Source organism: Tateyamaria sp. syn59, from assembly GCF_007995245.1.
Classification (GTDB): Bacteria; Pseudomonadota; Alphaproteobacteria; order Rhodobacterales; family Rhodobacteraceae; genus Tateyamaria.
This window is the reverse complement of sequence record NZ_VCBA01000001.1, coordinates 369,960-396,069: the sequence shown is the minus strand read 5'-3', so window position 1 is coordinate 396,069 and position 26,110 is coordinate 369,960. Positions and strand designations below refer to the sequence as shown.

Here is a 26,110-nt window from a genome sequence, read left to right as displayed (position 1 = left end):
TTCGCTTCCTTTCGGCAGCCCGCGGGTTTGCGCAAGATAATTGCGCATTTTTCTGACCTCGGGACAGATTTTTCTGGTTTTCGGCTGTTGACGCCCCTTGGAGCCATGCATAATGTCCGCCCACGCATTGAAGGACCGTCAGGTATGACCGAACTAGTCGTCATCGTATTGGACACGCGCATGGGCCGGTAACGGAAATCCAGACCGGCACCCATGCGCCCCCGAAACCCGGGGGTTTTTTTATGCGCAATGACAAACCGCAATATCGGAGCACGCGGAACATGACACGTCAAATGACCGGAGCGAAAATGGTCGTCCAAGCCCTGATCGACCAGGGTGTGGACACGGTATTCGGATATCCCGGTGGCGCTGTGCTACCGATTTACGACGAGATCTTTCAGCAGAACTCGATCAAGCACATTCTGGTGCGCCACGAGCAGGGCGCCGTCCATGCCGCCGAAGGATATGCGCGCGCCACCGGCAAGCCGGGTGTGTGTCTTGTGACCTCGGGCCCCGGTGCGACGAATGCGGTAACGGGCCTCACTGATGCGCTGATGGATTCGATCCCGATTGTGGTGCTGACGGGCCAGGTGCCGACGTTTATGATCGGGTCGGACGCCTTTCAGGAAGCCGATACCGTGGGCATCACCCGCCCTTGCACCAAGCACAACTGGCTGGTGAAAGAGACGGACAGGCTGCCCGGCGTACTGCACGAGGCGTTTCATGTGGCGACCGCTGGCCGCCCCGGCCCTGTGCTGATCGACATCCCCAAGGATGTGCAGTTTGCGCAAGGCACGTATCAGCCGCCGAAACCATCGACCTCGCATTACCAGCCGCAGGTTAAGGGCGACATGGAGGCGATCACGGAGCTGGTTGCGGCCATTGAGACAGCCAAACGCCCGATTTTCTATACCGGTGGTGGCGTGATCAACTCCGGCCCCGGTGCCAGCCAGCTTCTGCGTGAGTTGGTGGATGCGACGGGCTTTCCCATCACTTCAACCCTCATGGGGCTGGGCTGCTACCCGGCGAGCGGCAAGCATTGGATGGGCATGCTGGGCATGCACGGGCTTTATGAAGCCAATATGGCGATGCACGACTGCGACCTGATGATCAACATCGGCGCGCGTTTTGACGACCGGATCACGGGGCGCATCGACGCCTTTAGCCCCAAGTCGAAGAAGGCGCATATCGACATCGACCCGTCTTCGATCAACAAGGTGATCAAGGCGGACATCCCGATTGTGGGCGATGTGGGCCACGTGCTGGAAGACATCCTGAAGGTCTGGAAGTCGCGCGGACGCAAGACGAACCAATCCGCCGTCGCGCAATGGTGGTCGAAGATCGAAGAATGGAAGGCCGTGGATTGCCTGAAGTTCCAGCAGACCGGCAAGACGATCAAGCCGCAGCACGCGCTGGCCCGGCTTGAGGCGCTGACCAAGGATCACGACCGTTATATCTGCACCGAAGTGGGACAGCACCAGATGTGGGCCGCGCAGTATCTTGGGTTCGAGGATCCGAACCGCTGGATGACCTCGGGCGGTCTCGGCACAATGGGCTATGGCTTCCCCGCCTCCATCGGTGTTCAGATGGGGCATCCGGAAGCGCTGGTGATCAACGTCGCGGGCGAAGCGTCATGGCTGATGAACATGCAGGAACTTGGCACGGCGATGCAGTTCAACCTGCCGGTCAAGCAGTTCATCCTGAACAACGAACGTCTGGGTATGGTGCGCCAGTGGCAGGAGTTGCTGCATGGCGAGCGCTATTCGCATTCCTGGTCGGAAAGCTTGCCTGATTTCGTGAAGCTGGCCGAGGCGTTTGGGGCCAAGGGCATTCTGTGTTCAGACCCCGATGATCTGGATGATGCGATCATGGAGATGATCAATCACGACGGTCCGGTTCTGTTCGACTGTTTAGTGGAGAAGCACGAGAACTGCTTCCCCATGATCCCGTCGGGCAAGGCGCACAATGAGATGCTGCTGGGCGAGGCCGAGACGCAGGGTGTGATTGATGCCAAAGGTTCGGTGCTGGTGTAACGCGCCGTTTTCTTACAAAGAAAACGGTCCGGAAATTTTGTAAATTTCCGGCTACGACAAGGAAAAGACGATGTCCGCACTAAAGATCAAAAAAGGCTCAACCAGCCACTCAGCCTATAACCTACGCCCAACATTCTCGGACGTGGAAGAACGCCACACGCTGGCCGTACTGGTCGAAAACGAACCGGGTGTTCTGGCCCGTGTCATCGGCTTGTTCTCGGGCCGCGGATACAACATTGAAAGCCTGACCGTGGCCGAGGTGGATCACACTGGGCACCTATCGCGCATCACCATCGTGACGGTGGGCACGCCGCAGGTGATTGAACAGATCAAGGCGCAACTGGGCCGGATTGTTTCTGTGCATGAGGTGCATGACCTGACAGTCGAAGGCCCCTCGGTCGAACGCGAGTTGGCGATGTTCAAGGTGGCCGGTCAAGGCGACAAGCGGGTCGAGGCGCTGCGTCTTGCCGACATCTTCCGCGCCAATGTGGTCGACAGCACGCTGGAAAGCTTCGTGTTCGAAATCACTGGCGCGCCGGACAAGATCGACGCTTTTGCCGATCTGATGCGCCCCTTGGGGCTGGTCGAAGTGGCCCGTACGGGTGTCGCTGCCCTGCCCCGCGGCGACTAATTCGCGAGCAGGCCGGTTCGCCAAAAACCTATGCGAAAGGCTCACCGACCTTGAGCAGGCGCCGTTCAAACGGCGCCAATTCGTCTGCCGTGCAGTATCCCGCGCGACGCGCGGCTTCTTTCGCAGGGCCGAAATCGGTGCCCAGATACTCATAAACCATCCGAACGATTCGTTCGTCGCCGATAGATTCCTTGATCGTGCGCGTTATGTAGCCGACCCAAAAATTGTTTTCGAACGACGTCACGCGGCTGAGATAATTGAACGACGCCGTATGGGCGCCACGCCGAGAGATGAGGGCGCTGACACCGTCCTCCTGCCGCAATACAAGGCCGCGGAACTCGCGCGCCTGCCGGGTCACGGACATGCCCTGCGTACTGAGGGCCGCGCGTGTTTCGTAACCGCGCACCACGGTTGCCCCGTTGTCGCGGAACACACGGACCAGTCCGGTCACGTATTGATCCAGTTCCAGAAAGCTGCGGCGCGAGAAGCGATAAAAGCCGGTCGGGAACATATCCTCGTCCACCGATTTAACGCCAACCCCCACATATTCCTTGAGAAATGGGCCCGTGAGAGGGTCAGCGCCGGACGCGATATTCTGCACCGGTTCAAGCAACACCCGCGCATCGACGTCAAAGAAGTCGCAAATCCGAGACAGCACATCCGGTCTGGGGAAGCTCTCTCCTGACAGATAGCGGTTGAACTGCGTCCGATTGATACCCAGCTGTCGAGACAGTTCTGAAATGGAAGGATAATCGCTTGCGAGAATCCGCAGGTTTTCCCCGAACATGCTGCGCAATTCCGCTGGTGATCTGCGCATTTCTGGCATGGTCGTCTCTTCGTTCGTGCTGTGTCTTGAATGCTGATCGTTAACGTGACGCCATTAAGCTTCTGGTCGCCGGTGCACTGATGCGTTTTAGCGTCAACGGTGACGCTAATTTGCAACCTAACGATACTGTTACCGACACAAAATGCAAGCGCACGTTGCTGACTTAGTCATGTTCCAAATGTCCAGAATTGAGTTTGATAAACCGTGTCCAACTCTGGGTAGAGCAATGATTGGTGTCATACTGTGGAGCGATCCAGCAACCGAGAAAGCTGTGATCTGGTGCGAGGATCACGGGGATCTCGCCTTTTTGTCTGGGGCCGCATGTGCGGACATTCCGGATGCGTTTTTTGACGTGGGCGATGTCGTCGAATTCGACGTGATCGCCACACGGAACGTACGCCGCGTCAGCCGCGTCACGCCCGTTCAGCAAGGTATCGGCAAGCCCGTTGTCGACAGCCTGATCACAATGCCGCCTCAGCCGCAGCAACCCAAGGTGGATGTGTCTGACTCGGCAGAGATCATTCCGTTCCGACTGAACCCTGCCGCGCGCCCCATGCCCGCAGCACAACCGCAGCAGCGCCGCCGCGGCTAGCCCGCACCGATGTCGGAGACAGCAAAATGCTGTCGAAAACCCACGCGTTTTAAACCCACGCCCGCACTATCCTGATGCGGCATCGCACAGGGGGAATACGCATGGACATCACCGACATGAACGCAGTGCGCCAGCCCATTGCGTCAGCCCGCGGACTGCCGAATGCGCATTACACCGATCCGGCCGTCTTCGATGAGGAACGGTCAGCACTCTTGATGGCGGGTTGGTCCGGTCTGGCCGTGGCGTCAGACGTGCCCGAACCGGGCGATGCGGTTCCCTTGACCTTTCTTGGCATGCCGCTGCTGCTGCTGCGGGATCGGGCCGGTCAGGTTCGTGTCTTTTACAACATCTGTCGTCATCGCGGCATGATCCTGCTCGATGCGCCCCGCAAGATCGAGGGCGCCATTCGCTGCCCCTATCATAGCTGGTGCTACGCGACTGACGGACGGCTCGTATCGACGCCGCATGTTGGCGGGCCGGGTCAGAACACGGTTGAGGGTATCGACAAGGCTCTGCTGGGACTGACCGAGGTGCGTAGCCATGTGTGGATGGACGTGGTGTGGATCAACGTGTCGGGCGATGCGCCTGCGTTTGAGGAGGCCCACGCCGATCTGCTGGCGCGGTGGGCGGAGTTTGATCGCCCGCTGTATCACGGGGGCGCCGACAGCCGGTTTGAGTTGACCGTTGAGTGCAACTGGAAGCTGGCGGTCGAGAATTACTGCGAAAGCTATCACCTGCCCTGGGTGCATCCGGATCTGAACACCTATTCCCGGCTGGAGGATCACTATCATATCGAAGCGCCGGGTCTCTATTCCGGTCAGGGCACAGTGGTTTACCGCCAGCTCAAGAGTGACGCGGGCGAGGTATTTCCCGATTTCGAGGGGCTGGATGCCAAATGGGACACGGCGGCGGAGTACATCACGGCCTACCCCAACGTGCTGTTGGGCGTGCATCGGGACCACGTCTTTGTCATCGTTCTGGTGCCGGACTCGCACGCGCAAACCACGGAGAAGGTGCATCTGTACTACGCGCAGCCCGACACCGATGCCGACCTGCGGGCGCGCAACACCGCGCAGTGGAAGCAGGTGTTCGAGGAGGACATCTTTGTTGTGGAGGGGATGCAGCGCGGGCGCCATGCGCCGGGCTTTGACGGGGGGCGGTTCTCTCCGGCGATGGACGGGCCCACCCATCTGTTCCACGCCTGGGTGGCGGACCGGATGATGGCCCATCGCGGGCAGGTGCAAGCAGCCGAATGAACGAGCTGGAGGCGCGATTGCTTGCGGCGCATGCCGCAGGCGACGGCAAAGCGATGGTGGCGCTCTACTGCGAAGCGGCGGAGGCCGCGCCCAGCGAGGACGAACGCGCGTTCTTTCTGACGCAGGCGCATGTCTTTGCCATGGAAACCGCGCACCCCGATGCGGCGCGGTTGAGAGACACGTTGGTCGAGATGGGGCGCGAAACGCCGCTTTAGCGCTCGCCCGCGGCCATCTGGGCGTAGATGTGCCAGGAGGCGTGGCCAAGCCATGGCAGCACCACGATCAAGCCCAATAGACCGGGCAGCATCGCGAGGAACACAAGCACGACAATGACGACAGCCCAGATGAGCATGGGCAGCAGGTGCGCCTGCACGTGGCCCCAACTGGCGAGGATGGCGGTCATGTAATCCACCTCGCGCGCCAGAAGCAGCGGCAGGCCCAGCACGCACATCGCAAAGAAGATGAACGCAAAGATGCCCCCCACCACGGTGCCGAGCGCCATCATCATCAGGCCGTCGGGGGTCAGGAAGACCTCGAACGAGGTGGTGACGTTGACCATGGGTTTCAGGCCGAGGAAGAGCGCAAAGATCATGTGCCCGAGAAAGAACCAGAACAGCAGCGCCACGACCATCAGCATGGACAGCCACGGCATTTGGCGGCCGCGTTCCCGGCGCAGGCGTGAGAGGACATCCCCGACGCTCGCGCTTTCGCCGCGTCCGATGCGGCGTGACGCTTCGTAGGTGCCAAGAGCGCAAAGCGGGGCGACGAGCGGAAAGCCGAAGACGGCGAGGATCAGCCAGAAGGTGTGCCCGGCCCACATCGTCAGGCCCAGAAGCGCCCAGCCTGCGACCACGGCGGCGAGCCCGGTCAGGATGCCAAAGCCCGGTGCCGCCCGAAAATCGGCCCAGCCCGCCGTCAGTGCATTTCGGATGAATGCAGGTTGCGGCGGCTGAAACGGCGGAACACCGGCGGGCAAGGCGGGGTATGGGTCGGCGGCTTGAGTCATCGTCACATCCCTATTTGCAGGTCTGGTGGCGGGCGGCGGGTGGGCCAGTTTGTCGCATCGTGCCACGCCTGTGCCAGTCGAAGCAACATCGCGTCGCTGCCGCGCCGACCGATCAGTTGCAGGCCCATGGGCAGATCGTGCGGACCGCCGAAGCCTGCGGGCACGCAGATGGCGGGCAGACCGAGGAGGCTGGCGGGCACCACCACCTCCATCCAGCGGTGGTAGGTGTCCATGGTGTCGCCCGCGATGCTGCGCGGCCAGTCAATAGTCACGTCGAAGGGCCACATCTGCGCGGATGGAAGGGCCAGCACTTCGAAGCGCTCGAACAGGGTGGCGGCGGTCTTGAACCATTCGGAGCGGGTGATGCTGGCGCGGTGCACCTCCATCGCCGACAGGGCGAGGCCGCGTTCGATTTCCCATATGGCGGTGTCCTTGAGGTGGTCGCGTTTGCCGGGATCGGCGTGCAGCACGCCGAGGCTGCCGGCCACGGCCCAACTGCGCAGCGTGGTCCAGGACTGCCAGAGGGCGTCCCGGTTGAAAGGGGCATCGAGCGCTTCCACGCTGACGCCGAGGGTTTCCATTTCGGCGAGCGCGCCTTTGCAGATGGCGAGGATGCCGTCCTCCATCGTCAGTGCGCCACCCCAGTCGGAAAGCCATCCGATGCGCATCCCCTCTGCCCCGCCGCTGATCTGAGGCAGGGTTGGCGGCGCATCGACGCCGTGCGGTTGTCGCGGATCGGACCCCGCCATGGTGTCGAGAAGTGCGGCGAGGTCGGCAGGTGTGCGGGCCATGGGGCCGTTGGTGGAGAGTTGATGCAGGAAGCTGTCGCCGAGCGGCTCGGACGGCACGAGCCCCCAGCTTGGCCGCATCCCGTAGACATTGTTCCAGCCCGCCGGGTTGCGCAGGCTGCCCATCATGTCGGAGCCATCTGCGACGCTGAGCATGCCAGTGGCGAGCGCAACCCCTGCCCCGCCCGATGACCCACCGGCGCTGCGCGACGGATCGTAAGGATTGCGTGTGGGGCCGAAGACCGGGTTGATGCTGTGCGAGCCGAGGCCGAATTCGGGCGTGTTTGTTTTGCCGATGATGATCGCGCCCGCGGCGCGGAGGCGGGCAACCATGATGTCATCGGATGTCGCGATTTGGCCTGCAAAGAGCGGCGAGCCCATGGAGGTGGGCAGACCTGCTGCGTTGGCGAGATCCTTGATCGCCATCGGGATGCCATGAAGCCAGCCCGTTTTGGGGGCTGCATCCGCTGCGCGGGCTTCGGCCATCAGCGCGTCGGGGTCGCGCAGGGAGACGATGGCGTTGACACTCGGGTTGAGCCTGTCGATGCGTGCGAGCGTTTCGGCCATGATCGCCTCGGCGCTGGTGTCGCCCGCATCCATATGCGCCCGGAGTGCGAGCGCGCCCTGTTCGATCATCATGTGGCCTCCCTGTGCTCTGGCAGGCCGGTGAGTGGATTAGTCCGCCTGCGCCTCTGCCCGGGACTTGCCCGACACGTCCAAGGCTAGCGTGGCCGCCATCAGCCCATCAAGGTCCCCGTCGAGGACACCCTTGGTATCGGATGTCTCGAAGTTGGTGCGCAGATCCTTGACCATCTGGTAGGGCTGCAGGACGTAGGACCGGATCTGATTGCCCCAGCCCGCGTCGCCCTTGTTCTCGTGCATCTCGTTCACGGCGGCGTTGCGGCGGTCGAGTTCCATTTGGTAGAGGCGGCTCTTCAGTGCCTTCATCGCGATGTCGCGGTTCTGGTGTTGCGACTTTTCCGAGCTGGTCACGACGATGCCTGTCGGCGCGTGGGTGATCCGCACGGCCGAGTCGGTGGTGTTCACGTGCTGGCCGCCCGCACCCGAGGAGCGGTAGGTGTCGATGCGGATGTCGGCGGGGTTCACCTCGATCTCGATATTGTCGTCGACGACCGGATAGACGCCCACGGATGTGAAGCTGGTGTGCCGTTTGGCGGCGCTGTCGAAGGGACTGATCCGGACCAGCCGGTGGACGCCCGATTCCGATTTCAGCCAGCCATAGGCGTTGGTGCCACTGATCTTGTAGGTCGCGGATTTGATTCCCGCCTCTTCGCCTGCGGACTCAGACTGCAGTTCGACCTTGTAGCCCTTTTTCTCCGCCCAGCGGACATACATGCGGGCGAGCATGGAGGCCCAGTCGCAGCTTTCTGTGCCGCCTGCGCCCGCGTTGATTTCGAGGAAGGTGTCGTTGCCGTCCGCCTCGCCATCGAGCAGCGCTTCAAGCTCTTTCTGGGCCGCCGTCTCAGCGAGTGCTTTGATGGCGTTTTCAGCGTCCGAAATGACTTCTTCGTCCTCTTCCATCTCACCGAGTTCGATCAGTTCGATATTGTCGGCGAGGTCCTGTTTGATCTTGGCGTGCGTATCCATCGCGTCGACCAGCATCTGGCGGTCGCGCATCAGCTTTTGCGCGGCTTCGGGATCGTCCCACAGGTTGGGGTCCTCGACCCGCGCGTTGAATTCTTCCAGCCGGTGCTTGGCCGTGTCGACATCCAGCCGTTGGGCCAGCAAAGCCACAGACTTTTCAATCTCTTCGACGACGTTTTGAATTTCGGCGCGCATATCGAACCCTTCCCAACAGAGCCTTGGGATAGCTCATGCCGGACGGGGCGACAAGATCAGTTGGCGCCTCGCGCTTAGTAGAGACCGCCGGAGCTGAGCGTGCCGAAATTCGCCTTGGGGCCAACGACGGCCTTGCGGCCTGTCGAGGTGGTCACCTGACGGCCGCCGCCGCCCACTTCCTCGAAGAGCGGCAGGTCCGCACCCATGGCAAAACCGCCGTCAAAGGTGATGCCGAATGTGGGCTCGAACCCGTCGCGGAAGCATTCACTGACCACATTGGGACCCGAAGCGTCATCGCCGAGGCGTGCGCCGGAGAAGCGGTCGATCTTGATGAACATACACTCGTCGGGCACCTCGAACGCGCCGCCGCCATATTTGGCAATCGCTTCCTGCATGAAGGTGTTGAAGACGGGTCCGCACATGCCGCCGCCCGAGGCCCCACGGCCCAGGCTGCGCGGCTGGTCATATCCGATGTAGCAGCCTGCGACGATGTCGCTGGAAAAGCCAACGAACCACACATCCTTGGCGTCGTTGGTCGTGCCCGTTTTACCCGCGATGGGCACCGGCAGTTTCACGGTGCTGGACGCCGTGCCGCGATCCACCACGCCCTTCATCATCGAGGTGAGCTGATAGGCGGTGACCCCGTCCATGATCCGCTCGCGGTTGGACAGGATCCGGGGCGCAAAGCCGGGATCGAGGCTGGCCAGTTGCGTGCAATCACGGCATTCGCGCTGGTCGTGGCGGTAGACCGTGCGACCAAAGCGGTCCTGCACGCGGTCAACCAGCGTCGGCTCCACCCGCTCGCCGCCATTGGCAAACATCGCATAGGCTGACACCATTTGGTAAAGCGTCGTTTCTTCCGCCCCCAGAGAGTTGGCGAGGAAGCGGTTCATATTGTCATAGACCCCGAACCGTTCGGCATAGTCGGCAACGATGTCCATCCCGACTTCTTCCGCCAGACGGATGGTCATCAGGTTCCGCGAGCGTTCGATCCCGGTGCGCAGCGGGGTTGGCCCATAGAACTGGTTCGAAGAGTTGCGTGGTCGCCAGAGGCCCTGGGGCGTGTTGATCTCGATCGGGGCGTCCACGACGATGGTTGCGGGCGAGTAACCGCTGTCAAGTGCAGCGGCATAGACAAACGGTTTGAAGGACGAGCCCGGCTGACGCTTGGCCTGTGTGGCGCGGTTGAAGACCGAGTTCTGGTAGCTGAACCCGCCCTGCATCGCGATCACGCGGCCCGTGTTGACGTCCATTGCGACAAAACCGCCCTGCACACGCGGCACCTGGCGCAAGGTCCAGCGGATGAAAGACCCGTCATTGTCGGCCGTCATGGCGCGCACATGCACCACTTCCCCAACTTCGAAGTTGTCAAAGAAATTGCCGGCGATCCACTGGATGTCCTCGCGCGGCACCACCGGCGCAGGCTCCGCGTCTGTCCAGCCTTCGATGCCGAGGCGCAGCTGCTGGTCCTCGACCTCCAGAACGACGGCGGGCCGCCAGACACCGTTCAGGTCGATGTCGCGGGCAACGGCCACACTACGCAGCGCCGCCTCCCAGTCTTCCAACTGATCGGCCTCTATGCTCTTGCCGGTCCCACGCCACCGGCCCTGCCCCCGGTCGTAGCTTTCCAACTGGCGGCGCAGGGCAAAGGCCGCCACGGGCTGCATTTCCGCATCAATGGTCGCGCGCACGGTGTAGCCGCCGGAAAAGAACTCGCCCTCGCCGAAATCCTCACTCAACTGACGGCGGATTTCATCAGTGAAGTAGTCGCGGGGCGGCAGTTCGGCCTTGAAGCTCTCAAAATCGCCGTTCTGGACCGAGCGGAGCGGCATAGCCCTTTCCGCCTCGTAGGTCGCTTCGTCCAGATATCCGTTCTCCTTCATCTCCTTGAGGACGAAGTTGCGGCGGTTCATCAGCCGGTCCTTGCGGCGCACCGGGTGGTAGTCCGAGGGTGCCTTGGGCAAGGACGCAAGGAACGCCGCCTCATGCGGTTCCAGTTCGCGCAGTGTCTTGTTGAAATAGGTCTGGCTGGCCGCGGCCACGCCGTAGGAGTTCTGGCCGAGGAAAATCTCGTTCAGGTACAGTTCAAGGATTTTTTCCTTGCTCAGCGCCTCCTCTACGCGGGCGGCGAGGATGATCTCTTTGATCTTGCGCTCCGCCTGCCGGTCGCCGGAGAGAAGGAAGTTCTTCATCACCTGCTGGGTGATGGTCGAGGCACCGCGTACGTCCTGACCGCGCGAGCGCACCGCGTCGTAAGCCGCCGCGCCGATGCCGCGCAGGTCATAGCCGTCATGGGTGTAAAAATTCTTATCCTCAGCCGAGATGAAGGCCTGTTTGACCAGATCCGGGATTGTATCGGCGGGGGCAAACAGGCGGCGTTCCTGGGCAAACTCGTCGATGATCTGTCCCTCGCCAGAATAGATGCGGCTGATCGTGGCGGGCTGGTATTGGGCCAGCGACTCGTGGCTGGGCAGGTCGCGCCCGTACATCCAGAACACGGCACCGACCGACAGCGCGATCATTGCGACACCCATCGTCACCGTGGTGAAGATGCCGCCAAAGAAGGACAGAATGAACCGAAACATGACCGCTCGCACCTGTTATCTACGGTTGCTTTGCTGCCGGTATACGCGAGGTGGCGAACATGGTCAAAAGCTGACCCATGCGTGATCCCGCCGATGTGAACGGCTATTGCCGGACCAGGGGCTGCATCGCCAGATCAGTGTCGCGCCATTGCAGGATGCCGGTTGCCAGCGCCTCGACCATCACGGCGCGCCAAACCGGGTCGCGCAGGTTGGCAAGGTCGCGCGTGTCCGACAAAAACCCGACCTCGACCAGAACGGACGGGATGTCAGCGCTTTTGAGCACGGAAAAGGCCGCCTCCCTGCGCGGGCGTCTGTTCATGGGCCCTCCTGCGACATCCATCGCCTCGATCAGGGCCGTGGCCAGCGTGTGTGTGCGTGGCATCGTTTCAGTCCGGGCGAGGTCCATGAGGACCGCGGCCACCTGATCATCGGTGCCGCTCAGGTCGACACCGGCCAGGATATCCGCCCGATCATGCTGCGCCGCCAGTTGGGCAGAGGCGGCATCACTGGCCTCTTCCGACAGGGTGTAAACAGTGGCGCCCCGCGCCTGCCCCTGGCTGAGCGCGTCGGCATGCAGTGACACAAACGCATCAGCACCCACGTGGTGAGCCAGCGCGACCCGTCCTGTCAGGGACACGAACGTGTCGGTATCGCGGGTCAGCACAACCTCGACCCCGCCCGCCCGGCGCAACGCGTCCCGAAGCGCGATGCCGATGTCCAGCATCAGGTCTTTTTCGCTTGTGGTGTCCCGCACTGCACCGGGGTCGATGCCACCGTGGCCAGGGTCGATCACCACGACGAAACTGTCATCCTCAATGGCTGGGGGCGGGGCTGCGGCCTGCACGCCCCAATCCGCATCACCCGGAGGACCGGCCTGTGCCGCGAACGTGTTTTTTTCCGCATCGCGTAGCGTGATCCGCAAATCCGCGCGGCCCGAGGCAGTATCAACCGGCATGGCAATGGCTTCGGGAACCATCGGCTGGGCCAGGTCCATGACAAGGCGCGACCAGCCCGGTTTGAACGCGCCAAAGCGCAGCGCTGCGATCCGCCCCGCGTCTGGCAACAGGGTCTCGGGTGCAATGCCGGTGAAATCGACCTCGCGGAAATCAACAACGAGGCGCGGCGGCTCGGCCAGAGTAAAGACGCGGAACGGCACGCCCTGGCTGAGCCCAAGCGTGACCTCGGCCCCGCCAAACCAGCCATCTGAAATCTCGCTGCGGGCCGGGTCGATGCGCGCCAGACCCGACAGGTCTTGCGCCGCAACTGCCGCCGCACCGATCCACATCATCACCGCGATCAAGACTGCCCGCATCGCCACTGCCCTTTTTGCTTTGCAGGCAGTCTACCGGGTTCGGGCCGCGCCGTGAATCCCTGTTCAGCGGCTTGACATGAATTCCTTGAGCCTCCGTAGCCCTTCGGCAATGTCGTCCGTCGTGCGCGCATACGAAAAGCGCAGGGTGCGGTGCCCGCGCACCGGATCGAAGTCTAGGCCCGGCGTCACAGCGACGCCCGCTTTGTCCAGAATTTCCGCAGCAAAGGCGCGGCTGTCCTTGGTCAAGTCCGACACGTCGGCGTAGACATAGAAGGCTCCGTCAGGGGGTGCGATCTTGTCAAATCCCGCCGCTGGCAACCCCTCCAGCATCAGCGCACGGTTGGCGCGGTAGACATCGAGGTTCGCCTGCAATTCCTCCGTCGCATCCATGGCGGCAAGGGCAGCGACCTGGCTTGCGTGCGGAGGACAGATGAACATGTTTTGCGCCAGCCGCTCGACCACACGCACGTGATCCTCCGGCACGACCATCCAGCCGATGCGCCAGCCTGTCATCGAGAAATACTTGGAAAACGAGTTGATGACGTAGACGTCGTCGCTGACGTTCAGCGCGCTGATGGCTTTGGCTTCGTATTCGATGCCATGGTAGATCTCGTCACTGATGAAACTGGCCCCTGCCTCCTGGGCAGCACCGATCAGGTCGGACATGGCGGCGTGGTCGAGCATCGTGCCGGTGGGATTGGCCGGGGACGCGACAAGCAGCCCTTGCAAGTCCAACCCAGCGAAGTCGCTTGGCACCGGCTGGTAACGGTTTTCAGCACTGGTCGGCAAATCAACAGGCGTCAGGCCTAGCCCGGTCAGGATCTGGCGATAGCTTGGATAGCCCGGCGCGCCGATGCCAACCCGGTCGCCACTGTCAAAGAGCGCATTGAACGCCAGGATAAACCCGCCAGACGCGCCTGAGGTGACGATCACACGCTCCGGGTCTAGGTCCAGATTGTACCACTCGCCATAAAGCCGCGCGATGCGGGCGCGCAAAGCGGGCAGACCCAGCGCGACCGTGTAACCGAGCGGCCCCTCCGCCATCGCAGATGCCAATGCGCGGGTTGCGGCCTGCGGCGCGCCGGTGCCCGGTTGGCCCACCTCCATATGGATGATGTGCCGTCCGGCCGCTTCGGCGGCGCGCGCGGCCTCCATCACGTCCATCACAATGAAGGGATCGACTTCGCTGCGTCTTGAGGTTCGCATGGGGTCTCCTATGATCCGGGCCATGACCTTTCATACCCTGGCGCGGGTGGCGTCAATCCTGATCGTGTCGCTTGCGCTTGCCCTGCCGGCGCGCGCCGTGACGCTGTTGCGTGACGCCGACATGGAATACGCGCTGGCGCAGGTGGCGGCCCCCGTGCTCAAGGCCGCGGGGCTGAGCGCGTCGCGCACCAAGATTCTGGTGGTGGACGACCTGTCGCTCAACGCCTTTGTGGTCAGCAATGACGCCATCTACATCCACTCGGGCCTGCTCAGCCGGATGGACCGCGCCGCAATGCTGCAGGCGGTGATCGCGCATGAAGCGGCCCACATTGCCAACGGACATCTCACGCGGCGCATGACCAATATCGGCAATGCGCGCACCGCCGCCGGGCTTGGCCAGGCACTGGCCGTTCTGGCCGCAGCGGCCGGGGCGGGCGAAGGGGCCGTGGCCATTGGTCTCGGCACACAAAGCGCTGCGGAGCGGGCATTTCTGCGCCACACGCGGGCCGAGGAAAGCTCGGCCGACCAGTCGGGCGCACGGTATCTGCGCAGTGCCGGGGTCGACGTGACAGGCATGCTGGACGTGTTTCGCCTGTTTCGCGGGCAGGAGGCGCTGAGCGAAAGCAGGCAGGACCCCTACGTGCGCTCCCACCCGCTCAGCCGGGACCGGCTGCGGGCCATCGAAGGGTTTGCGGCAGCCTATGGCACCGGCGGGTCAGCAGATGCAGCCGCGTGGGACTACTGGTTCATGCGGGCCAAGGGCAAGCTGACGGCTTACACCCGCAGGCCCAGCTGGACCCTGAACCGCTTGGGCGAGACCGGGTACCAGGACATCGCGCTGATGCGCGAAGCCATGGCGCGGCATCGAAACTCGGACACACGGCGCGCACTGGCCGCCATCGACCGGGCGATTGCACTGCGTCCAACCGACCCCTTCCTCTATGACCTCAAAGGGCAAATCCTGATGGAGACGCGCCAATTCGCTGCCGCCGCCAATACCCAGGCGCGCGCTGTGCAATTGCGGCCCAATGACGGGCTGCTGCAGGCCGGTTACGGGCGGGCCCTGCTGGCGGCGGGCAATGTCCGCGCGGCTCTGCCCGCGCTGGAGCAGGCCCGGCGGATCGACTTTCGCGACGGCTCCATGCTGCGTGATCTGAGCGTGGCCTACGCCAAATCCGGTCAGCGCGGCATGGCGTCCCTGATCACCGCCGAACGCTACGCCCTGCGCGGTCGGCTTGAAGATGCCGGGATCCATGCAAAACGCGCCACCGGTCTACTGGCCGTGGGGTCCGGACCTTGGCAACGGGCGCAGGATGTGCTCCTTGCCTCTGAACGCGCTGCAAAGCGCAACCAACGGAGATAGCAGATGTTCCTTCGCACTCTTTCCTCTGCCGCGCTGGCGGCGTCCCTTGCGCTCCCCGGCTTTGCGCTCGACCTCAACAACATGACGGACGAAGAGCGCCAGATTTTCCGCGAGGAGGTGCGCGCCTACCTGATGGACAATCCGCAGGTCATCATGGACGCGGTACAAGTGCTTGAAGAACGTCAGGCAACGGCGCAGGCGCAGGCGGACCTGTCGCTGGTGGCGGACAATGCCGAGGACATCTTTAACGATGGGTTCAGCTATGTGGGCGGCAACCCTGATGGAGACATCACGCTGGTCGAGTTCCTCGATTATCGTTGCGGGTTCTGCAAACGCGCCCATGGCGAAGTGGCCAAGCTGCTTGAGAGCGATGGCAATATCCGTCTGATCGTCAAGGAATTCCCGATCCTGGGCGAGCAATCTCTGCTCGCCTCCCGTTTTGCCGTCGCAACCAAGCAGATCGCGGGATCAGAGGCCTACAAAGGCGTCACCGACGCGCTGATGGAGATGTCGGGCGATGTGTCCATGCGCACACTGCGCCGCATGGCCTCGACCTTTGGCCTCGATGCCGATGCGATCGAAGCGCATATGGACAGCGAAGAGGTCACGGATGAAATCCGCCAGACCCGCGCCCTGGCCCAGCGGCTGCAGATCACCGGCACGCCCACTTTCGTGCTGCAAGACGAGTTGCTGCGCGGCTTTTTGCCCTTCGACGAAATGCAGGCGCTGGTCGACGAAAAACGCGGCTGAGCCGTTCTGTAAGGGGCCGGAATTTTTGAAAAATTCCGGCCCGTTTTCTTTGTAAGAAAACGGAGCCCTACTCTGCCGCGTGCGCTTCCGCAGCGCTGGCGGCATCCAATTCAGCCGCCTTCTTCTCGACCTCTTCGACGATGTGATCGACCATCTGGTCGTTGTCCATCCGGTGGCTTTGCTTGCCCGCCAGATAGACCATCCCGTTCCCGGCTCCACCGCCGGTAAAGCCCACATCGGTCATCAGCGCCTCACCCGGCCCGTTCACGACGCAGCCAATGATCGACAGGCTCATGGGCGTCTTGATATGGGCCAGCCGCTCTTCCAGCACCTCGACCGTCTTGATCACGTCAAAGCCCTGGCGCGCGCAGGACGGGCACGAGATGATGTTCACCCCCCGGTGGCGCAGGCCCAGAGACTTGAGGATCTCGTAGCCCACCTTCACCTCTTCCACGGGATCGGCGGACAGAGACACGCGGATCGTGTCGCCGATGCCCATCCACAACAGGTTGCCCAAGCCGATGGCAGACTTGATGGTGCCCGTGGTCAGCCCACCCGCTTCTGTAATGCCGAGGTGAATGGGCGCGTCGGTCGCCTCTGCCAGCTGCTGATATGCAGCGGCGGCCATGAAAACGTCGGACGCCTTGCAACTGATCTTGAACTCGTGAAAGTCGTTGTCTTGCAGGATCTTGATGTGGTCGAGGCCGCTTTCCACCATCGCATCAGGCGTCGGCTCACCGTATTTCTCCAGCAGGTGCTTTTCGAGCGATCCGGCATTCACCCCGATGCGGATGGAGCAATTGTGGTCGCGCGCGGCCTTGATAACCTCCTTGACCCGATCCTCAGACCCGATGTTGCCAGGATTGATGCGCAGACAGGCGGCGCCCGCCTCGGCCGCTTCGATCCCGCGTTTGTAGTGAAAGTGGATGTCGGCGACGATGGGCACGGGGCTTTCGGCGACGATCTCTTTCAACGCCTTTGACGACGCTTCGTCCGGAACCGACACGCGGACAATATCTGCACCCGCCTCTGCCGCCGCCTGCACTTGTGCGACGGTGGCGGCCACATCCGTGGTCAGCGTGTTCGTCATCGTCTGGACGGTGATCGGTGCGTCGCCCCCCACAGGCACGTTGCCGACCATGATCTGGCGGCTTTCACGGCGGTAGATATTCCGCCAAGGACGAATGTGGTTGAGCGACATGAGGGGCCCCGTTCGCATCTGCTGTTGTCAGGAAAGATAGACAGTGCGCACCGGCCCGGCAATGGGGCAGCAGTGACTATTCGGTGTCTTGCGTCAACGCTGCGGCCTTGGCCTCTGCATAGCGGACAAGACCCTCGTCTGTGGCAATGTCGACGGGCAGATACGCTTCCTTGAGACCCGCAATTTCAAGCGGCAGGTTGGATGTCACCGCACCCGTGTCTCCCACAGGGCCGTAGAACTTGTCGTTCATGGCAAAATAGATCGCACCGCTTTCCCCGGTCCGCAGGGTCGGCGGTTCTTCAGTCAGCGGCGCTTCCCAGCTGTCGCCCGCCTGCATCGTCGCCTCGAAGATCACCGTGCCGTCTGCAGACCGCACCCGCACCCAGGACGGGCGCACCGCAACCATGGTGAGCGCCGGGGCTGCTTCCTCAACGACCTGGGGGACGGTTGGCGCGATTGCTTCCGCGAGCGCGCGGTCGATGCCAGAAATGCGCGACCCACCAAAGGAGGGTACGTCATCAACAGGTTCAGGCGCGGCAAAAGTGCCAAACTCACGCGGATCCAGCGTGGCGATGGGCGCGTCGCGCGCGACGAGGACCGGCACATCAAGCGCTTGCGGGCGATAGAGACGGTCAAGCGCATCCGCGCGCGGCGTTTCGATGGAAGGGCCCTGATCCAAAGTCGCCGGGGTGGCGCTGTCGAGCGGATCAAGATCGGACAGCACAACCGGCGTCTGATCGACCGGGGCCACCTGCACGCGTTGCACCTCTTGCAGGACAGAATAGCCACCAAAGCCAATGCCACCGATCAACGCGAGCAACACCAGCGACGAGCCAATGGCGCGCGGTTCAATATTGGACAACAGCGCCTCGCCCGCGGGCACAAAGGGCGTGGCGGGCGCGGCAAATATATCAGCGCCATGCGGCTTTTGCAGGCGATCCTCACGGGCCGCTTTCTTGACCACCGACGCCTCGGCCGACATGCCGTGCGCCACGGCAAACCCGCTTTCTGCGCAAAACGTGTTGAAGGCGCGGTCGGGGTCCATGTTCAGATAGCGGGCGTACGACCTGACATAGCCGGCAATGAAGCCGGGCGTGTCAAAGGCATCGGGATTGCATGCTTCAATCGCCGCGATATAGCTCGCCTTGATCCGCAACTCACGCTGCACATCCAGCAGGGACTTGCCCATCGTCGCGCGCTCACCGCGCATGATGTCGCCGAGACGCAGTTCGAAATCGTCAAAACCCTTTGGCTCGACGTTTTCTTCAATTTTGGTGATATCGGATTTTCGTCCGATCATACCGCTGCCCCGTTTTCCCACGAATTTACGAACCGATCCCACTCGATTCGTCCCGCCTCTGTTGTTGAACAGACGGTACCACATGGCAACGCAATTTGCGAATTTTAGTGAATTACCCGGCGCTCTCGGCGCGATTCAGCGCACAGTGCGACCACAATTTGTCCATGGCTTGCACCAGCGCATCAATCTCCTTCGGGCCGTGCACAGGCGACGGCGTGAAACGCAACCGTTCGGTGCCGCGCGGAACCGTGGGGAAGTTGATGGGCTGTACATAGATGCAGTGGTCTTCCAACAGCATATCGCTCAACATCTTGGTATGAACGGGATTTCCGACCATGACCGGTACGATGTGGCTGCCATGGTCGATGATGGGCAGACCCATCCCCTTGAGCCGCAGCTTCAACGCTTTGGCCTGGGCTTGATGGTCCGCCCGCAGGTTCTCAGCCGTCTTGAGGAAGGCCACCGATGCCGCGGCTCCCGCCGCGACAGCAGGAGGCAAAGACGTGGTAAATATGAATCCCGGCGCATAGGACCGGATCGCGTCACACATCTTCGCTGATGCGGCGATATAGCCACCCATGACACCGTAAGCCTTCGCCAATGTCCCGTTGATGATGTCGATGCGGTGCATCAGCCCGTCACGCTCGGCCACACCCGCGCCGCGGGGGCCATACATGCCAACGGCGTGGACTTCATCGATATAGGTCAGCGCGCCAAACTCATCGGCAAGATCGCAAATCTCCTCGATAGGACCAAAATCTCCGTCCATCGAATAGATGGATTCGAACGCGATCAACTTGGGCGCGTCTGGATCATCCGCCGCCAGCAATTCGCGGAGATGTTCCACATCGTTGTGACGGAAAATCCGCTTCGCCCCACCGTTGCGGCGCACCCCTTCGATCATCGACGCGTGGTTCAGCGCATCGGAGTAAATAATCAGGCCAGGGAACAGCTTGGGCAGCGTACTTAAAGTCGCATCATTGGCAATGTAGGCACTGGTGAACAGCAGTGCCGCTTCCTTGCCGTGCAGATCCGCCAACTCCGCCTCAAGCCGCTTGTGATAGACAGTCGTGCCCGAGATGTTGCGCGTCCCACCGGACCCAGCACCAGTGGCATCAATCGCCTCGTGCATGGCTTGCAGGACAATCGGATTCTGCCCCATGCCAAGATAGTCGTTGCCACACCAAACTGTGATCGGCGACTTGGACCCATCTGGCCGTGTCCACTCCGCGTGCGGAAACTGTCCCTTGTGCCGCTCGATGTCGATAAAGGTCCGGTAGCGGCCCTCATCATGCAGGCGTTGCAGGGCGTCGTCCAATTTGGCGGTGTAGTCCACGCGAAACTCCATTTTGGTCTTGGTGCGATGCACTTACACCGCGCTTTAGAACGAATATAGATTGCGACTATGCGCTTCAATGCTAATCGAATGCGCGTCATGTCGCAGGTCCGGTATTCCTCACCCGCGCCGTGATCACCTTGACCCAGATCAAGCACTGGACACAGGCATGAGGCACCGTAGTGTGGCGGCAAGCACGCGAACCAAAGGACCCGCCATGACCCTCGACGCCGTTCTGTCCCGCATTGACCGCGATCTGCCGCAAGCCACGGAACGGCTAATGGAACTGCTACGCATTCCGTCGATCTCGACCGACCCGGCCTTTGCCGACCATTGCCAAACGGCGGCGGACTGGCTGGTGGCCGATCTGCAAAGCATCGGGGCAGATGTCGAAAAACGCACCACACCAGGCCATCCGATGGTGGTGGGTCATGTTGCGGGCGACGGCCCGCACTTGCTGTTCTATGGCCATTATGACGTGCAACCGGTGGACCCGCTCAATCTGTGGGACCGCGACCCGTTCGATCCGCAGATCGAGGATACACAAGCAGGCAAGGTCATCCGCGGTCGTGGATCATCCGACGACAAGGGCCAGCTCATGACCTTTGTCGAGGCTTGCCGCGCGTGGAAGGCCGAGCACGGCACCCTGCCCTGCCGCATCACCTTTTTCTTCGAAGGCGAAGAGGAGTCCGGCTCGCCCTCCCTCGTGCCCTTCATGCAGGAGAACGCGGCCGAGCTGAAATCCGATCTCGCCCTGATCTGCGACACCGGCCTGTTCGAATCCCGCGTGCCCGCCATCGTCACCATGCTGCGCGGCCTGCTGGGCGAAGAGATCACCATCACCGCCCCCGACAAGGACCTGCATTCCGGCATGTATGGCGGCGTGTCGATGAACCCGATCCGGGTGCTGACCCGCATCCTCGCCTCGCTGCACGACGACCAGGGCCGCGTCACAGTGCCGGGCTTCTACGACGGCGTGCCCGAACTGCCAGACGACATCCGCAGCCAGTGGCAGGGCCTTGCCTTTGATCACGCCAAGTTCCTGGGTGACGTGGGCTTGTCCGACCCCGCAGGCGAACAGGACCGCACCCCGATCGAGATGATCTGGTCGCGCCCCACCTGCGACGTCAACGGGATCTGGGGCGGCTACACTGGCGCAGGTTTCAAAACCGTGCTGCCCTCCCAAGCCCACGCCAAGGTCAGCTTCCGCCTCGTCGGCGATCAGGACCCTCACGTGATCCGCGAAAGCTTCCGACAGATGGTGCGCGACGCCCTGCCCGCCGATTGCAAGGTCGATTTCACCGGCCACGGCGCCGGCCGCGCCTCGGTCACAGAAACCTCGGACCCGGCCTTCGAAGCCGCCCGCAAGGCGCTCACCGACGAATGGAACATCCCCGCCGCCTATGTCGGCTGCGGCGGCTCCATCCCCATCGCAGGCCACTTCCAGAACATCCTCGACACCACGCCCATGCTCTTGGGCTTCGGCAAGGACGACGACCAGATCCACTCACCCAACGAAAAATACGACATGGAGAGCTTCCACAAAGGCATCCGCAGCTGGGCCCGCATACTCGATGCACTGACCTGACGGTCCTCTTCCCTGTTTCGAAAAAATCCCGTGGGAGCGCGCGACACGCGCGCGGGGGCTGGCCCCCCGCCACCGCTCACAATCAGGACCACCGCCATGGCAGAGTTCACGACCAAAGACGGCATCACCATCGCCTACGACGTCGCGGGCGACGGCCCACCCGTCCTCCTGCTGCACGGCTTTCCCCAGACCCGCATGATGTGGCACGCGATAGCACCCACACTGGCGCACAACTTCACTGTCGTCACCGCCGACCTGCGCGGCTACGGCGCGAGCACAAAGCCCGCCCAAATGGAGGATATGAGCTTCCGCCACATGGCCGCCGACCAGCGCGCGTTGATGGCATATCTCGGCTTCGACCAATTCCACCTCGTCGGCCACGACCGGGGCGGGCGCACGGCACACCGCATGGCGCTCGACAGCCAGGAGGCGATCCTGTCGCTCACACTCATGGACATCGTGCCCACCCACCATCTGCTCGATCAACTTTCACAACATGTCGCAAAGGCTTACTATCACTGGTTTTTCCTCGCCCAACCTGAACCACTGCCCGAAACCATGATCGGCCACGACCCCGACGCCTTCTTCGAAAGCTGCCTCGCCGGTTGGGGTGGCAGGATGGACGGGTTCGATGCCGACGCGCTCAACGCCTACCGCACATCCTGGCGCGACCCTGACTGCATCCGCACGATGTGCAACGACTACCGCGCCGCCATCGACGTGGACTTCGACCTCGACGCCGCAGATCTGAACCGCACCGTGGACTGCCCGGCCTTCGTCCTCTACGGCGCTGACGGCATCATGGGCCGCGCCTATAACGTCCCCACCACATGGGCAGACAGGCTGACACACATGCAGGCAAAAGGGCTGCCCGGCGGTCACTTCTTCCCAGACACCCACCCAGCAGAAACAGTGCAGGCACTAAAAGACTTCCTGACGGCTCAATCGTAAGGCGCAGGTGTCCTGCGCCCCTTTCAGATCACGCCAACAAACCGCTCTGGCAGCACATATTGGGTGCCATAATCCGGCCGGTCGAAATGGTAGTACCCGGTGTCACCGCGCGGCTTGAACGTGCGCTGCATCTTGCGGCGCAGCGGGCGCATGTCAAAGCCGTCCACCATCTCCAGCGTGGCAAAATCATCGAATACAGCCCGATCCTCACCCCGCGCTTCCGCAAACCAATGGCGCCCGATCGAGGCCTCCTTGACCGGCGCATTCACCTCATTGGTAACAGCGTTCCGATGATCCATCACACCAACGTAAGCACCGAAATCACAGAACTTGAGGTGCAAAAGATACAGCTCATCCGGCGTGAACAGCTTGTCTGCCTGGGTAAAATGCCCCCCGCGCGCAATCTTGACCGGGGTCGAGATGATGCACGGCTTCGAATAATGCGGCGCCGGGCGCACGTGGCGACGCGGGCCGATGATGTGATCGGTGATCTCCTCCGCCTCCACATCAATCCGGTGAATGACCTCAAGCCCCAGCGGCGTCAGTACGCGCCCCTCCGGCGCACTCTCCAGAAACGCCAGCAGATCGCCACCCGCCTCCGGGTCGCGCACCACCAACTCATCCACATCGCCCACGATCACGTGGCGGTAGTAGCGCCGCAGGCCGCCGACCAGATTGTTCAGCAACCCCCAGCGCTTGATGTCGAAATTCTTATGCGGATCGCCCGGAATACCGATGACATTGCACCCGGCGGCCAGCTCAGCCACCTCGTCCCCGCGCCCATGGTTGATGACATAGCAATTCTCGCGCCCGAACATATCACCGTAGTGGCGCAGCCACGCCTTGAGGAAAAACGCGTCATCGCGCACCATCGTCACAGCGGCCACTGTCTGCATCTGCTAAGGTCCTGCCAAACGGGTTCTTTTTGCGCACCCTACCGCAAGCACCCTGCCAAGAGAATCGTTAATTTGCCGCAAAGGCTGCGCATGCCCCTGCCCCCAGACTTCGCCAAAACCGGACTGCACGTGGTGCGCACAGGCGACACGGCGATCACACGCTACCAGGTCATCGGCGAACGGTCCTCGGGCACCAATTTCGTCAAGCGCCTGCTTGGGCGGAACACCGAGCTAAAGCCGACCGAAGCGCTCGGCTGGAAACACGGCTTCCCCCACATGATCGCCATACCTGCCGACATGGCCGTGATCCTCGTAGTGCGCAGCGCCGACACCTGGGCACGCTCAATGTTCTCCAAACCCTGGCACACGACGCCCGCGATGCAGGCCCTGCCCTTCTCCGACTTCATCCGCGCCCCATGGGACACGATCATCGACCGCCCCCGCTATTTCGAAGGGCTCATCCCAAACGGCAGCATCGGCACGCCCCTCCAACATGACCGCCACCCGGTCACGGGCGCGCGCTTTGACAACCTGTTCAAACTGCGCACAGCCAAACTGCAGGCCATGCTGTCCTTGATCAAACGCGACTGCACCTGCGCCGTGATCCGCATGGAAGACGCCCAAGCCCGGCCCGAGGAAACGCTTGAAGCCATCACCAAAGCCTTTGGCACCGCGCCGCCGAATGCCGCATATCGACCCGTTGTCAAACGTCTGGGATCCAAATTCAAAGCGGCCGTGCCAGATCGTCCCGCCTTACCCGATACGTGGACGAACGCAGACATGAACCACCTGCGCACAGAAATCGACACAGAGCTCGAAGCGCAGCTTGGCTACCGCTACTGATCCATCTTCAATTCGCAAAATAAACCGCGGGGAGCGCGAGGGGCCGGCCCCTCGTTCCGACGCAAACCATCCAGCGATGTAAGGAGAAGTGGCGCGGTTGACGGGGCTCGAACCCGCGACCCCCGGCGTGACAGGCCGGTACTCTAACCAACTGAGCTACAACCGCGCATTTTGCCTTTCGGCGCGCCCATTTCTCCGGGACCAGAGGGCAGCAGTGGCGCGGTTGACGGGGCTCGAACCCGCGACCCCCGGCGTGACAGGCCGGTACTCTAACCAACTGAGCTACAACCGCCCGCTGCGTTTCGCGGGTTTATGATCAGCCCCCCGCCCCGTCAAGCGTCTTTTCCGGCTTGGCCGTCGAATTCTGCTGCCAAGGCGTCAAAGGCAGCACCAGACCAGCGGAACGGCACCATGCGCACCGGCGCACCCAGCAACGTGTCATCCAGCGCAGGCCCCTCTTGCCCACCCATCCGGACATAGAAGTGTCGCGCACGGGCATTGTCTGCGATCACGATCAGGCGCAGTGCGTTGACACCCTCGCCCTGCAACCTGGCGGCCACCATGGACAAAAGCCGCGCGCCGATCCCCGTACTGCGCGCATCCGGGTCCACGTGCAGATTGTCGAGCAGCGGCACCGCGCCCCGCACAACAGCTGCAAATCCCTGCACAGCACCCGCATCCTCAGCCAGCAGGATCAAGCGATCAGAAGGCCACGTTTCCCACCGCGCCCGCATATTGGCATCAAGCGGCGCGCCGAGGGCGGCTTTCGGCACATAGGGACCGTAAGATGCCCGCCAGCTTTTGGCATGCAAGGCGGCAAGCGCCCGCGCATCTGCCGGTTCCGCATCACGGACAGAAACAGTCATTTCTCCGGCAGCGGAATGAACTCTTCGTCATCCCCCGGCGGCAAATTAAACCGACCATGCGCCCAGTCCCCTGCGCGCCAGGCTTCCTTGGCCGCATCAATCCGGTCCTGAGATGAGGCCACGAAGTTCCACCAGATATAGCGCGAGCCCTCCAGCGTCGCCCCACCCAGCAGCATCAGTCGGGCACCTTGATCACCGGCGGTCAGGGACATCGCGTCGCCGGGGCGGAACACCATCATTTGACCCGCGTCATAGACCTCACCCCCGACAGACACCGAGCCGTCGACAACATAAACCCCGCGGTCCTCGTGGTTGTCGGGCAACGGAATGCGGGCGCCCGCCTCCAACACGGCATCGGCATAGAACATCTCGGAAAAGGTCTCGACTGGCGCGCGTTCCCCCCACGCGTCGCCCAGGATCAGGCGCACCTCCTTGCCTTCGCCCTCCAGCACCGGCAGCGTGTCCTTAGGTGCGTGCTGAAAATCCGCCGCATGATCCTCGTGATCCTTGGGCAGCGCCACCCAGGTCTGAATGCCGAACAGGCTGTGCGGCTTCGTCCGTATCTCGCCATCCGCGCGCTCGGAATGGGTGATGCCGTGGCCTGCCACCATCCAGTTCACGGCGCCGGGCTCGATCCACTGATCGGTGCCCAGGCTGTCGCGGTGATGGATCTTGCCCTTGTACAGATACGTGACGGTCGCGAGGCCAATATGCGGGTGTGGGCGCACGTCGATGCCCTTGCCGGTCACGAACTCCGCCGGGCCCATCTGATCAAAGAAGATGAACGGCCCCACCATCTGGCGGCGCGGTGCAGGCAAGGCGCGGCGCACCTCGAACCCGCCTAGGTCGCGGGCGCGGGGTACGATCACGGTTTCGATGGCATCGACGGCATCACCCTTTGGGCAATGCGGATCAAGGGCAGGGTTCCAGCTCACGGTGTGTCTCCTTGGACGTGATACCGACCAAGATAAGCCAAGAGGC

The 26,110-nt window shown here is 62.4% G+C and carries 23 protein-coding genes and 2 tRNA genes; 10 read left to right on the top strand and 15 right to left on the bottom strand.

Annotation, left to right across the window (positions count from 1 at the left end; genetic code table 11):
* Window positions 1-281 precede the first annotated feature (281 nt).
* Entirely contained in the window at window positions 282-2,033 is a 1,752-nt protein-coding gene (locus FD715_RS02010; RefSeq protein WP_039687882.1) for an acetolactate synthase 3 large subunit, read from the top strand.
* Window positions 2,034-2,103: 70 nt separating this feature from the next.
* On the top strand, window positions 2,104-2,664 hold the full coding sequence (gene ilvN / locus FD715_RS02005) for an acetolactate synthase small subunit (RefSeq protein WP_039687338.1): 561 nt from the start codon (window positions 2,104-2,106) through the stop codon (window positions 2,662-2,664).
* 28 nt (window positions 2,665-2,692) lie between these two features.
* Here ilvN and FD715_RS02000 read toward each other — a convergent pair whose 3' ends face one another.
* A complete protein-coding gene (locus tag FD715_RS02000; protein ID WP_223274702.1) occupies window positions 2,693-3,490 on the bottom strand; it encodes a helix-turn-helix domain-containing protein in 798 nt (265 codons plus the stop codon).
* Window positions 3,491-3,716: 226 nt separating this feature from the next.
* Here FD715_RS02000 and FD715_RS01995 point away from each other — a divergent pair, with 226 nt between their 5' ends.
* The 3 genes from FD715_RS01995 (at window position 3,717) to FD715_RS01985 (ending at window position 5,553) form a co-directional block, all read left to right on the top strand.
* Window positions 3,717-4,082, top strand: a complete 366-nt coding sequence (locus FD715_RS01995) for a hypothetical protein (RefSeq protein ID WP_147104401.1) — start codon at window positions 3,717-3,719, stop codon at window positions 4,080-4,082.
* 101 nt (window positions 4,083-4,183) lie between these two features.
* A complete protein-coding gene (locus tag FD715_RS01990; protein ID WP_223274701.1) occupies window positions 4,184-5,338 on the top strand; it encodes an aromatic ring-hydroxylating dioxygenase subunit alpha in 1,155 nt (384 codons plus the stop codon).
* Window positions 5,335-5,553: a hypothetical protein gene (locus FD715_RS01985; RefSeq protein ID WP_147104395.1), complete on the top strand. Its 219-nt coding sequence runs from the start codon at window positions 5,335-5,337 to the stop codon at window positions 5,551-5,553. Before FD715_RS01990 ends, FD715_RS01985 begins: the two co-directional genes overlap by 4 nt.
* Here the strand turns inward: FD715_RS01985 and FD715_RS01980 are convergent.
* The 6 genes from FD715_RS01980 to FD715_RS01955 all read right to left on the bottom strand — a co-directional run bounded on the left by FD715_RS01980 (window position 5,550) and on the right by FD715_RS01955 (window position 14,035).
* On the bottom strand, window positions 5,550-6,344 hold the full coding sequence (locus tag FD715_RS01980) for a DUF2189 domain-containing protein (protein ID WP_147104392.1): 795 nt from the start codon (window positions 6,342-6,344) through the stop codon (window positions 5,550-5,552). The genes FD715_RS01985 and FD715_RS01980 overlap by 4 nt on opposite strands.
* 2 nt (window positions 6,345-6,346) lie before the next feature.
* Window positions 6,347-7,771, bottom strand: coding sequence for an amidase (locus tag FD715_RS01975; RefSeq protein ID WP_147104389.1), 1,425 nt, complete (start codon window positions 7,769-7,771; stop codon window positions 6,347-6,349).
* A 36-nt stretch (window positions 7,772-7,807) separates the two neighbouring features.
* Window positions 7,808-8,932 carry a peptide chain release factor 2 gene (prfB, locus tag FD715_RS01970; RefSeq protein WP_147104386.1) on the bottom strand — a complete coding sequence of 375 codons (1,125 nt, stop codon included), beginning with the start codon at window positions 8,930-8,932 and terminating at the stop codon, window positions 7,808-7,810.
* 74 nt (window positions 8,933-9,006) lie between these two features.
* Complete coding sequence (locus tag FD715_RS01965; protein WP_147104383.1) at window positions 9,007-11,517, bottom strand: penicillin-binding protein 1A; 2,511 nt, start codon at window positions 11,515-11,517, stop codon at window positions 9,007-9,009.
* A gap of 103 nt (window positions 11,518-11,620) precedes the next feature.
* Complete coding sequence (locus FD715_RS01960; protein WP_147104380.1) at window positions 11,621-12,829, bottom strand: N-acetylmuramoyl-L-alanine amidase; 1,209 nt, start codon at window positions 12,827-12,829, stop codon at window positions 11,621-11,623.
* A 63-nt stretch (window positions 12,830-12,892) separates the two neighbouring features.
* Window positions 12,893-14,035, bottom strand: a complete 1,143-nt coding sequence (locus FD715_RS01955) for a pyridoxal phosphate-dependent aminotransferase (protein WP_147104377.1) — start codon at window positions 14,033-14,035, stop codon at window positions 12,893-12,895.
* Between the two features lie 22 nt (window positions 14,036-14,057).
* Between FD715_RS01955 and FD715_RS01950 the strand changes: the two genes are divergently transcribed.
* Together FD715_RS01950 and FD715_RS01945 are read left to right on the top strand one after the other, a co-directional pair.
* Window positions 14,058-15,398, top strand: a complete 1,341-nt coding sequence (locus FD715_RS01950) for a M48 family metalloprotease (RefSeq protein ID WP_147104375.1) — start codon at window positions 14,058-14,060, stop codon at window positions 15,396-15,398.
* Window positions 15,399-15,401: 3 nt separating this feature from the next.
* Window positions 15,402-16,148, top strand: a complete 747-nt coding sequence (locus FD715_RS01945; RefSeq protein ID WP_147104372.1) for a DsbA family protein — start codon at window positions 15,402-15,404, stop codon at window positions 16,146-16,148.
* 67 nt (window positions 16,149-16,215) lie between these two features.
* Here FD715_RS01945 and ispG read toward each other — a convergent pair whose 3' ends face one another.
* From ispG to hemA, 3 genes are all read right to left on the bottom strand, one after another.
* Window positions 16,216-17,349 (bottom strand): flavodoxin-dependent (E)-4-hydroxy-3-methylbut-2-enyl-diphosphate synthase, encoded by a 1,134-nt coding sequence (ispG, locus tag FD715_RS01940; protein WP_147104369.1) that lies wholly within the window; start codon window positions 17,347-17,349, stop codon window positions 16,216-16,218.
* 76 nt (window positions 17,350-17,425) lie between these two features.
* On the bottom strand, window positions 17,426-18,649 hold the full coding sequence (locus FD715_RS01935) for a helix-turn-helix domain-containing protein (RefSeq protein WP_147104366.1): 1,224 nt from the start codon (window positions 18,647-18,649) through the stop codon (window positions 17,426-17,428).
* Between the two features lie 112 nt (window positions 18,650-18,761).
* Complete coding sequence (hemA, locus tag FD715_RS01930) at window positions 18,762-19,985, bottom strand: 5-aminolevulinate synthase (protein ID WP_147104363.1); 1,224 nt, start codon at window positions 19,983-19,985, stop codon at window positions 18,762-18,764.
* Window positions 19,986-20,202: 217 nt separating this feature from the next.
* Here hemA and FD715_RS01925 point away from each other — a divergent pair, with 217 nt between their 5' ends.
* Together FD715_RS01925 and FD715_RS01920 are read left to right on the top strand one after the other, a co-directional pair.
* Entirely contained in the window at window positions 20,203-21,573 is a 1,371-nt protein-coding gene (locus FD715_RS01925) for a M20/M25/M40 family metallo-hydrolase (RefSeq protein ID WP_147104359.1), read from the top strand.
* Between the two features lie 96 nt (window positions 21,574-21,669).
* Window positions 21,670-22,524 carry an alpha/beta fold hydrolase gene (locus FD715_RS01920; RefSeq protein WP_147104356.1) on the top strand — a complete coding sequence of 285 codons (855 nt, stop codon included), beginning with the start codon at window positions 21,670-21,672 and terminating at the stop codon, window positions 22,522-22,524.
* A gap of 23 nt (window positions 22,525-22,547) precedes the next feature.
* Here the strand turns inward: FD715_RS01920 and FD715_RS01915 are convergent, their stop codons facing one another.
* Window positions 22,548-23,420 carry a glycosyltransferase family 2 protein gene (locus tag FD715_RS01915; RefSeq protein WP_147104353.1) on the bottom strand — a complete coding sequence of 291 codons (873 nt, stop codon included), beginning with the start codon at window positions 23,418-23,420 and terminating at the stop codon, window positions 22,548-22,550.
* Between the two features lie 90 nt (window positions 23,421-23,510).
* Here FD715_RS01915 and FD715_RS01910 point away from each other — a divergent pair, with 90 nt between their 5' ends.
* The gene (locus FD715_RS01910; protein ID WP_223274699.1) at window positions 23,511-24,263 is read left to right on the top strand and encodes a hypothetical protein; all 753 of its coding nucleotides are present in this window, start codon (window positions 23,511-23,513) and stop codon (window positions 24,261-24,263) included.
* 89 nt (window positions 24,264-24,352) lie between these two features.
* On the opposite strand, the gene FD715_RS01905 is transcribed toward FD715_RS01910, so the two are convergent.
* From FD715_RS01905 to FD715_RS01890, 4 genes are all read right to left on the bottom strand, one after another.
* Window positions 24,353-24,429 (bottom strand) — tRNA-Asp (locus tag FD715_RS01905).
* A gap of 49 nt (window positions 24,430-24,478) precedes the next feature.
* Window positions 24,479-24,555: transfer RNA gene (locus tag FD715_RS01900), tRNA-Asp, on the bottom strand.
* A gap of 40 nt (window positions 24,556-24,595) precedes the next feature.
* Window positions 24,596-25,129, bottom strand: a complete 534-nt coding sequence (locus FD715_RS01895; RefSeq protein ID WP_147104350.1) for a GNAT family N-acetyltransferase — start codon at window positions 25,127-25,129, stop codon at window positions 24,596-24,598.
* On the bottom strand, window positions 25,126-26,064 hold the full coding sequence (locus tag FD715_RS01890) for a pirin family protein (RefSeq protein WP_147104348.1): 939 nt from the start codon (window positions 26,062-26,064) through the stop codon (window positions 25,126-25,128). The genes FD715_RS01895 and FD715_RS01890 overlap by 4 nt, the downstream gene beginning before the upstream one ends.
* Between the last annotated feature and the right edge of the window lie 46 nt (window positions 26,065-26,110).

What these genes read in the sequence shown, in the direction of transcription:
- FD715_RS02010 (WP_039687882.1), top strand. Translation starts at nt 282, where the DNA reads ATGACACGTCAAATGACCGGAGCGAAAATGGTCGTCCAAGCCCTGATC.
- ilvN (WP_039687338.1), top strand. Translation starts at nt 2,104, where the DNA reads ATGTCCGCACTAAAGATCAAAAAAGGCTCAACCAGCCACTCAGCCTAT.
- FD715_RS02000 (WP_223274702.1), bottom strand. Translation starts at nt 3,490, where the DNA reads ATGCCAGAAATGCGCAGATCACCAGCGGAATTGCGCAGCATGTTCGGG.
- FD715_RS01995 (WP_147104401.1), top strand. Translation starts at nt 3,717, where the DNA reads ATGATTGGTGTCATACTGTGGAGCGATCCAGCAACCGAGAAAGCTGTG.
- FD715_RS01990 (WP_223274701.1), top strand. Translation starts at nt 4,184, where the DNA reads ATGGACATCACCGACATGAACGCAGTGCGCCAGCCCATTGCGTCAGCC.
- FD715_RS01985 (WP_147104395.1), top strand. Translation starts at nt 5,335, where the DNA reads ATGAACGAGCTGGAGGCGCGATTGCTTGCGGCGCATGCCGCAGGCGAC.
- FD715_RS01980 (WP_147104392.1), bottom strand. Translation starts at nt 6,344, where the DNA reads ATGACTCAAGCCGCCGACCCATACCCCGCCTTGCCCGCCGGTGTTCCG.
- FD715_RS01975 (WP_147104389.1), bottom strand. Translation starts at nt 7,771, where the DNA reads ATGATGATCGAACAGGGCGCGCTCGCACTCCGGGCGCATATGGATGCG.
- prfB (WP_147104386.1), bottom strand. Translation starts at nt 8,932, where the DNA reads ATGCGCGCCGAAATTCAAAACGTCGTCGAAGAGATTGAAAAGTCTGTG.
- FD715_RS01965 (WP_147104383.1), bottom strand. Translation starts at nt 11,517, where the DNA reads ATGTTTCGGTTCATTCTGTCCTTCTTTGGCGGCATCTTCACCACGGTG.
- FD715_RS01960 (WP_147104380.1), bottom strand. Translation starts at nt 12,829, where the DNA reads ATGCGGGCAGTCTTGATCGCGGTGATGATGTGGATCGGTGCGGCGGCA.
- FD715_RS01955 (WP_147104377.1), bottom strand. Translation starts at nt 14,035, where the DNA reads ATGCGAACCTCAAGACGCAGCGAAGTCGATCCCTTCATTGTGATGGAC.
- FD715_RS01950 (WP_147104375.1), top strand. Translation starts at nt 14,058, where the DNA reads ATGACCTTTCATACCCTGGCGCGGGTGGCGTCAATCCTGATCGTGTCG.
- FD715_RS01945 (WP_147104372.1), top strand. Translation starts at nt 15,402, where the DNA reads ATGTTCCTTCGCACTCTTTCCTCTGCCGCGCTGGCGGCGTCCCTTGCG.
- ispG (WP_147104369.1), bottom strand. Translation starts at nt 17,349, where the DNA reads ATGTCGCTCAACCACATTCGTCCTTGGCGGAATATCTACCGCCGTGAA.
- FD715_RS01935 (WP_147104366.1), bottom strand. Translation starts at nt 18,649, where the DNA reads ATGATCGGACGAAAATCCGATATCACCAAAATTGAAGAAAACGTCGAG.
- FD715_RS01925 (WP_147104359.1), top strand. Translation starts at nt 20,203, where the DNA reads ATGACCCTCGACGCCGTTCTGTCCCGCATTGACCGCGATCTGCCGCAA.
- FD715_RS01920 (WP_147104356.1), top strand. Translation starts at nt 21,670, where the DNA reads ATGGCAGAGTTCACGACCAAAGACGGCATCACCATCGCCTACGACGTC.
- FD715_RS01915 (WP_147104353.1), bottom strand. Translation starts at nt 23,420, where the DNA reads ATGCAGACAGTGGCCGCTGTGACGATGGTGCGCGATGACGCGTTTTTC.
- FD715_RS01910 (WP_223274699.1), top strand. Translation starts at nt 23,511, where the DNA reads ATGCCCCTGCCCCCAGACTTCGCCAAAACCGGACTGCACGTGGTGCGC.
- FD715_RS01895 (WP_147104350.1), bottom strand. Translation starts at nt 25,129, where the DNA reads ATGACTGTTTCTGTCCGTGATGCGGAACCGGCAGATGCGCGGGCGCTT.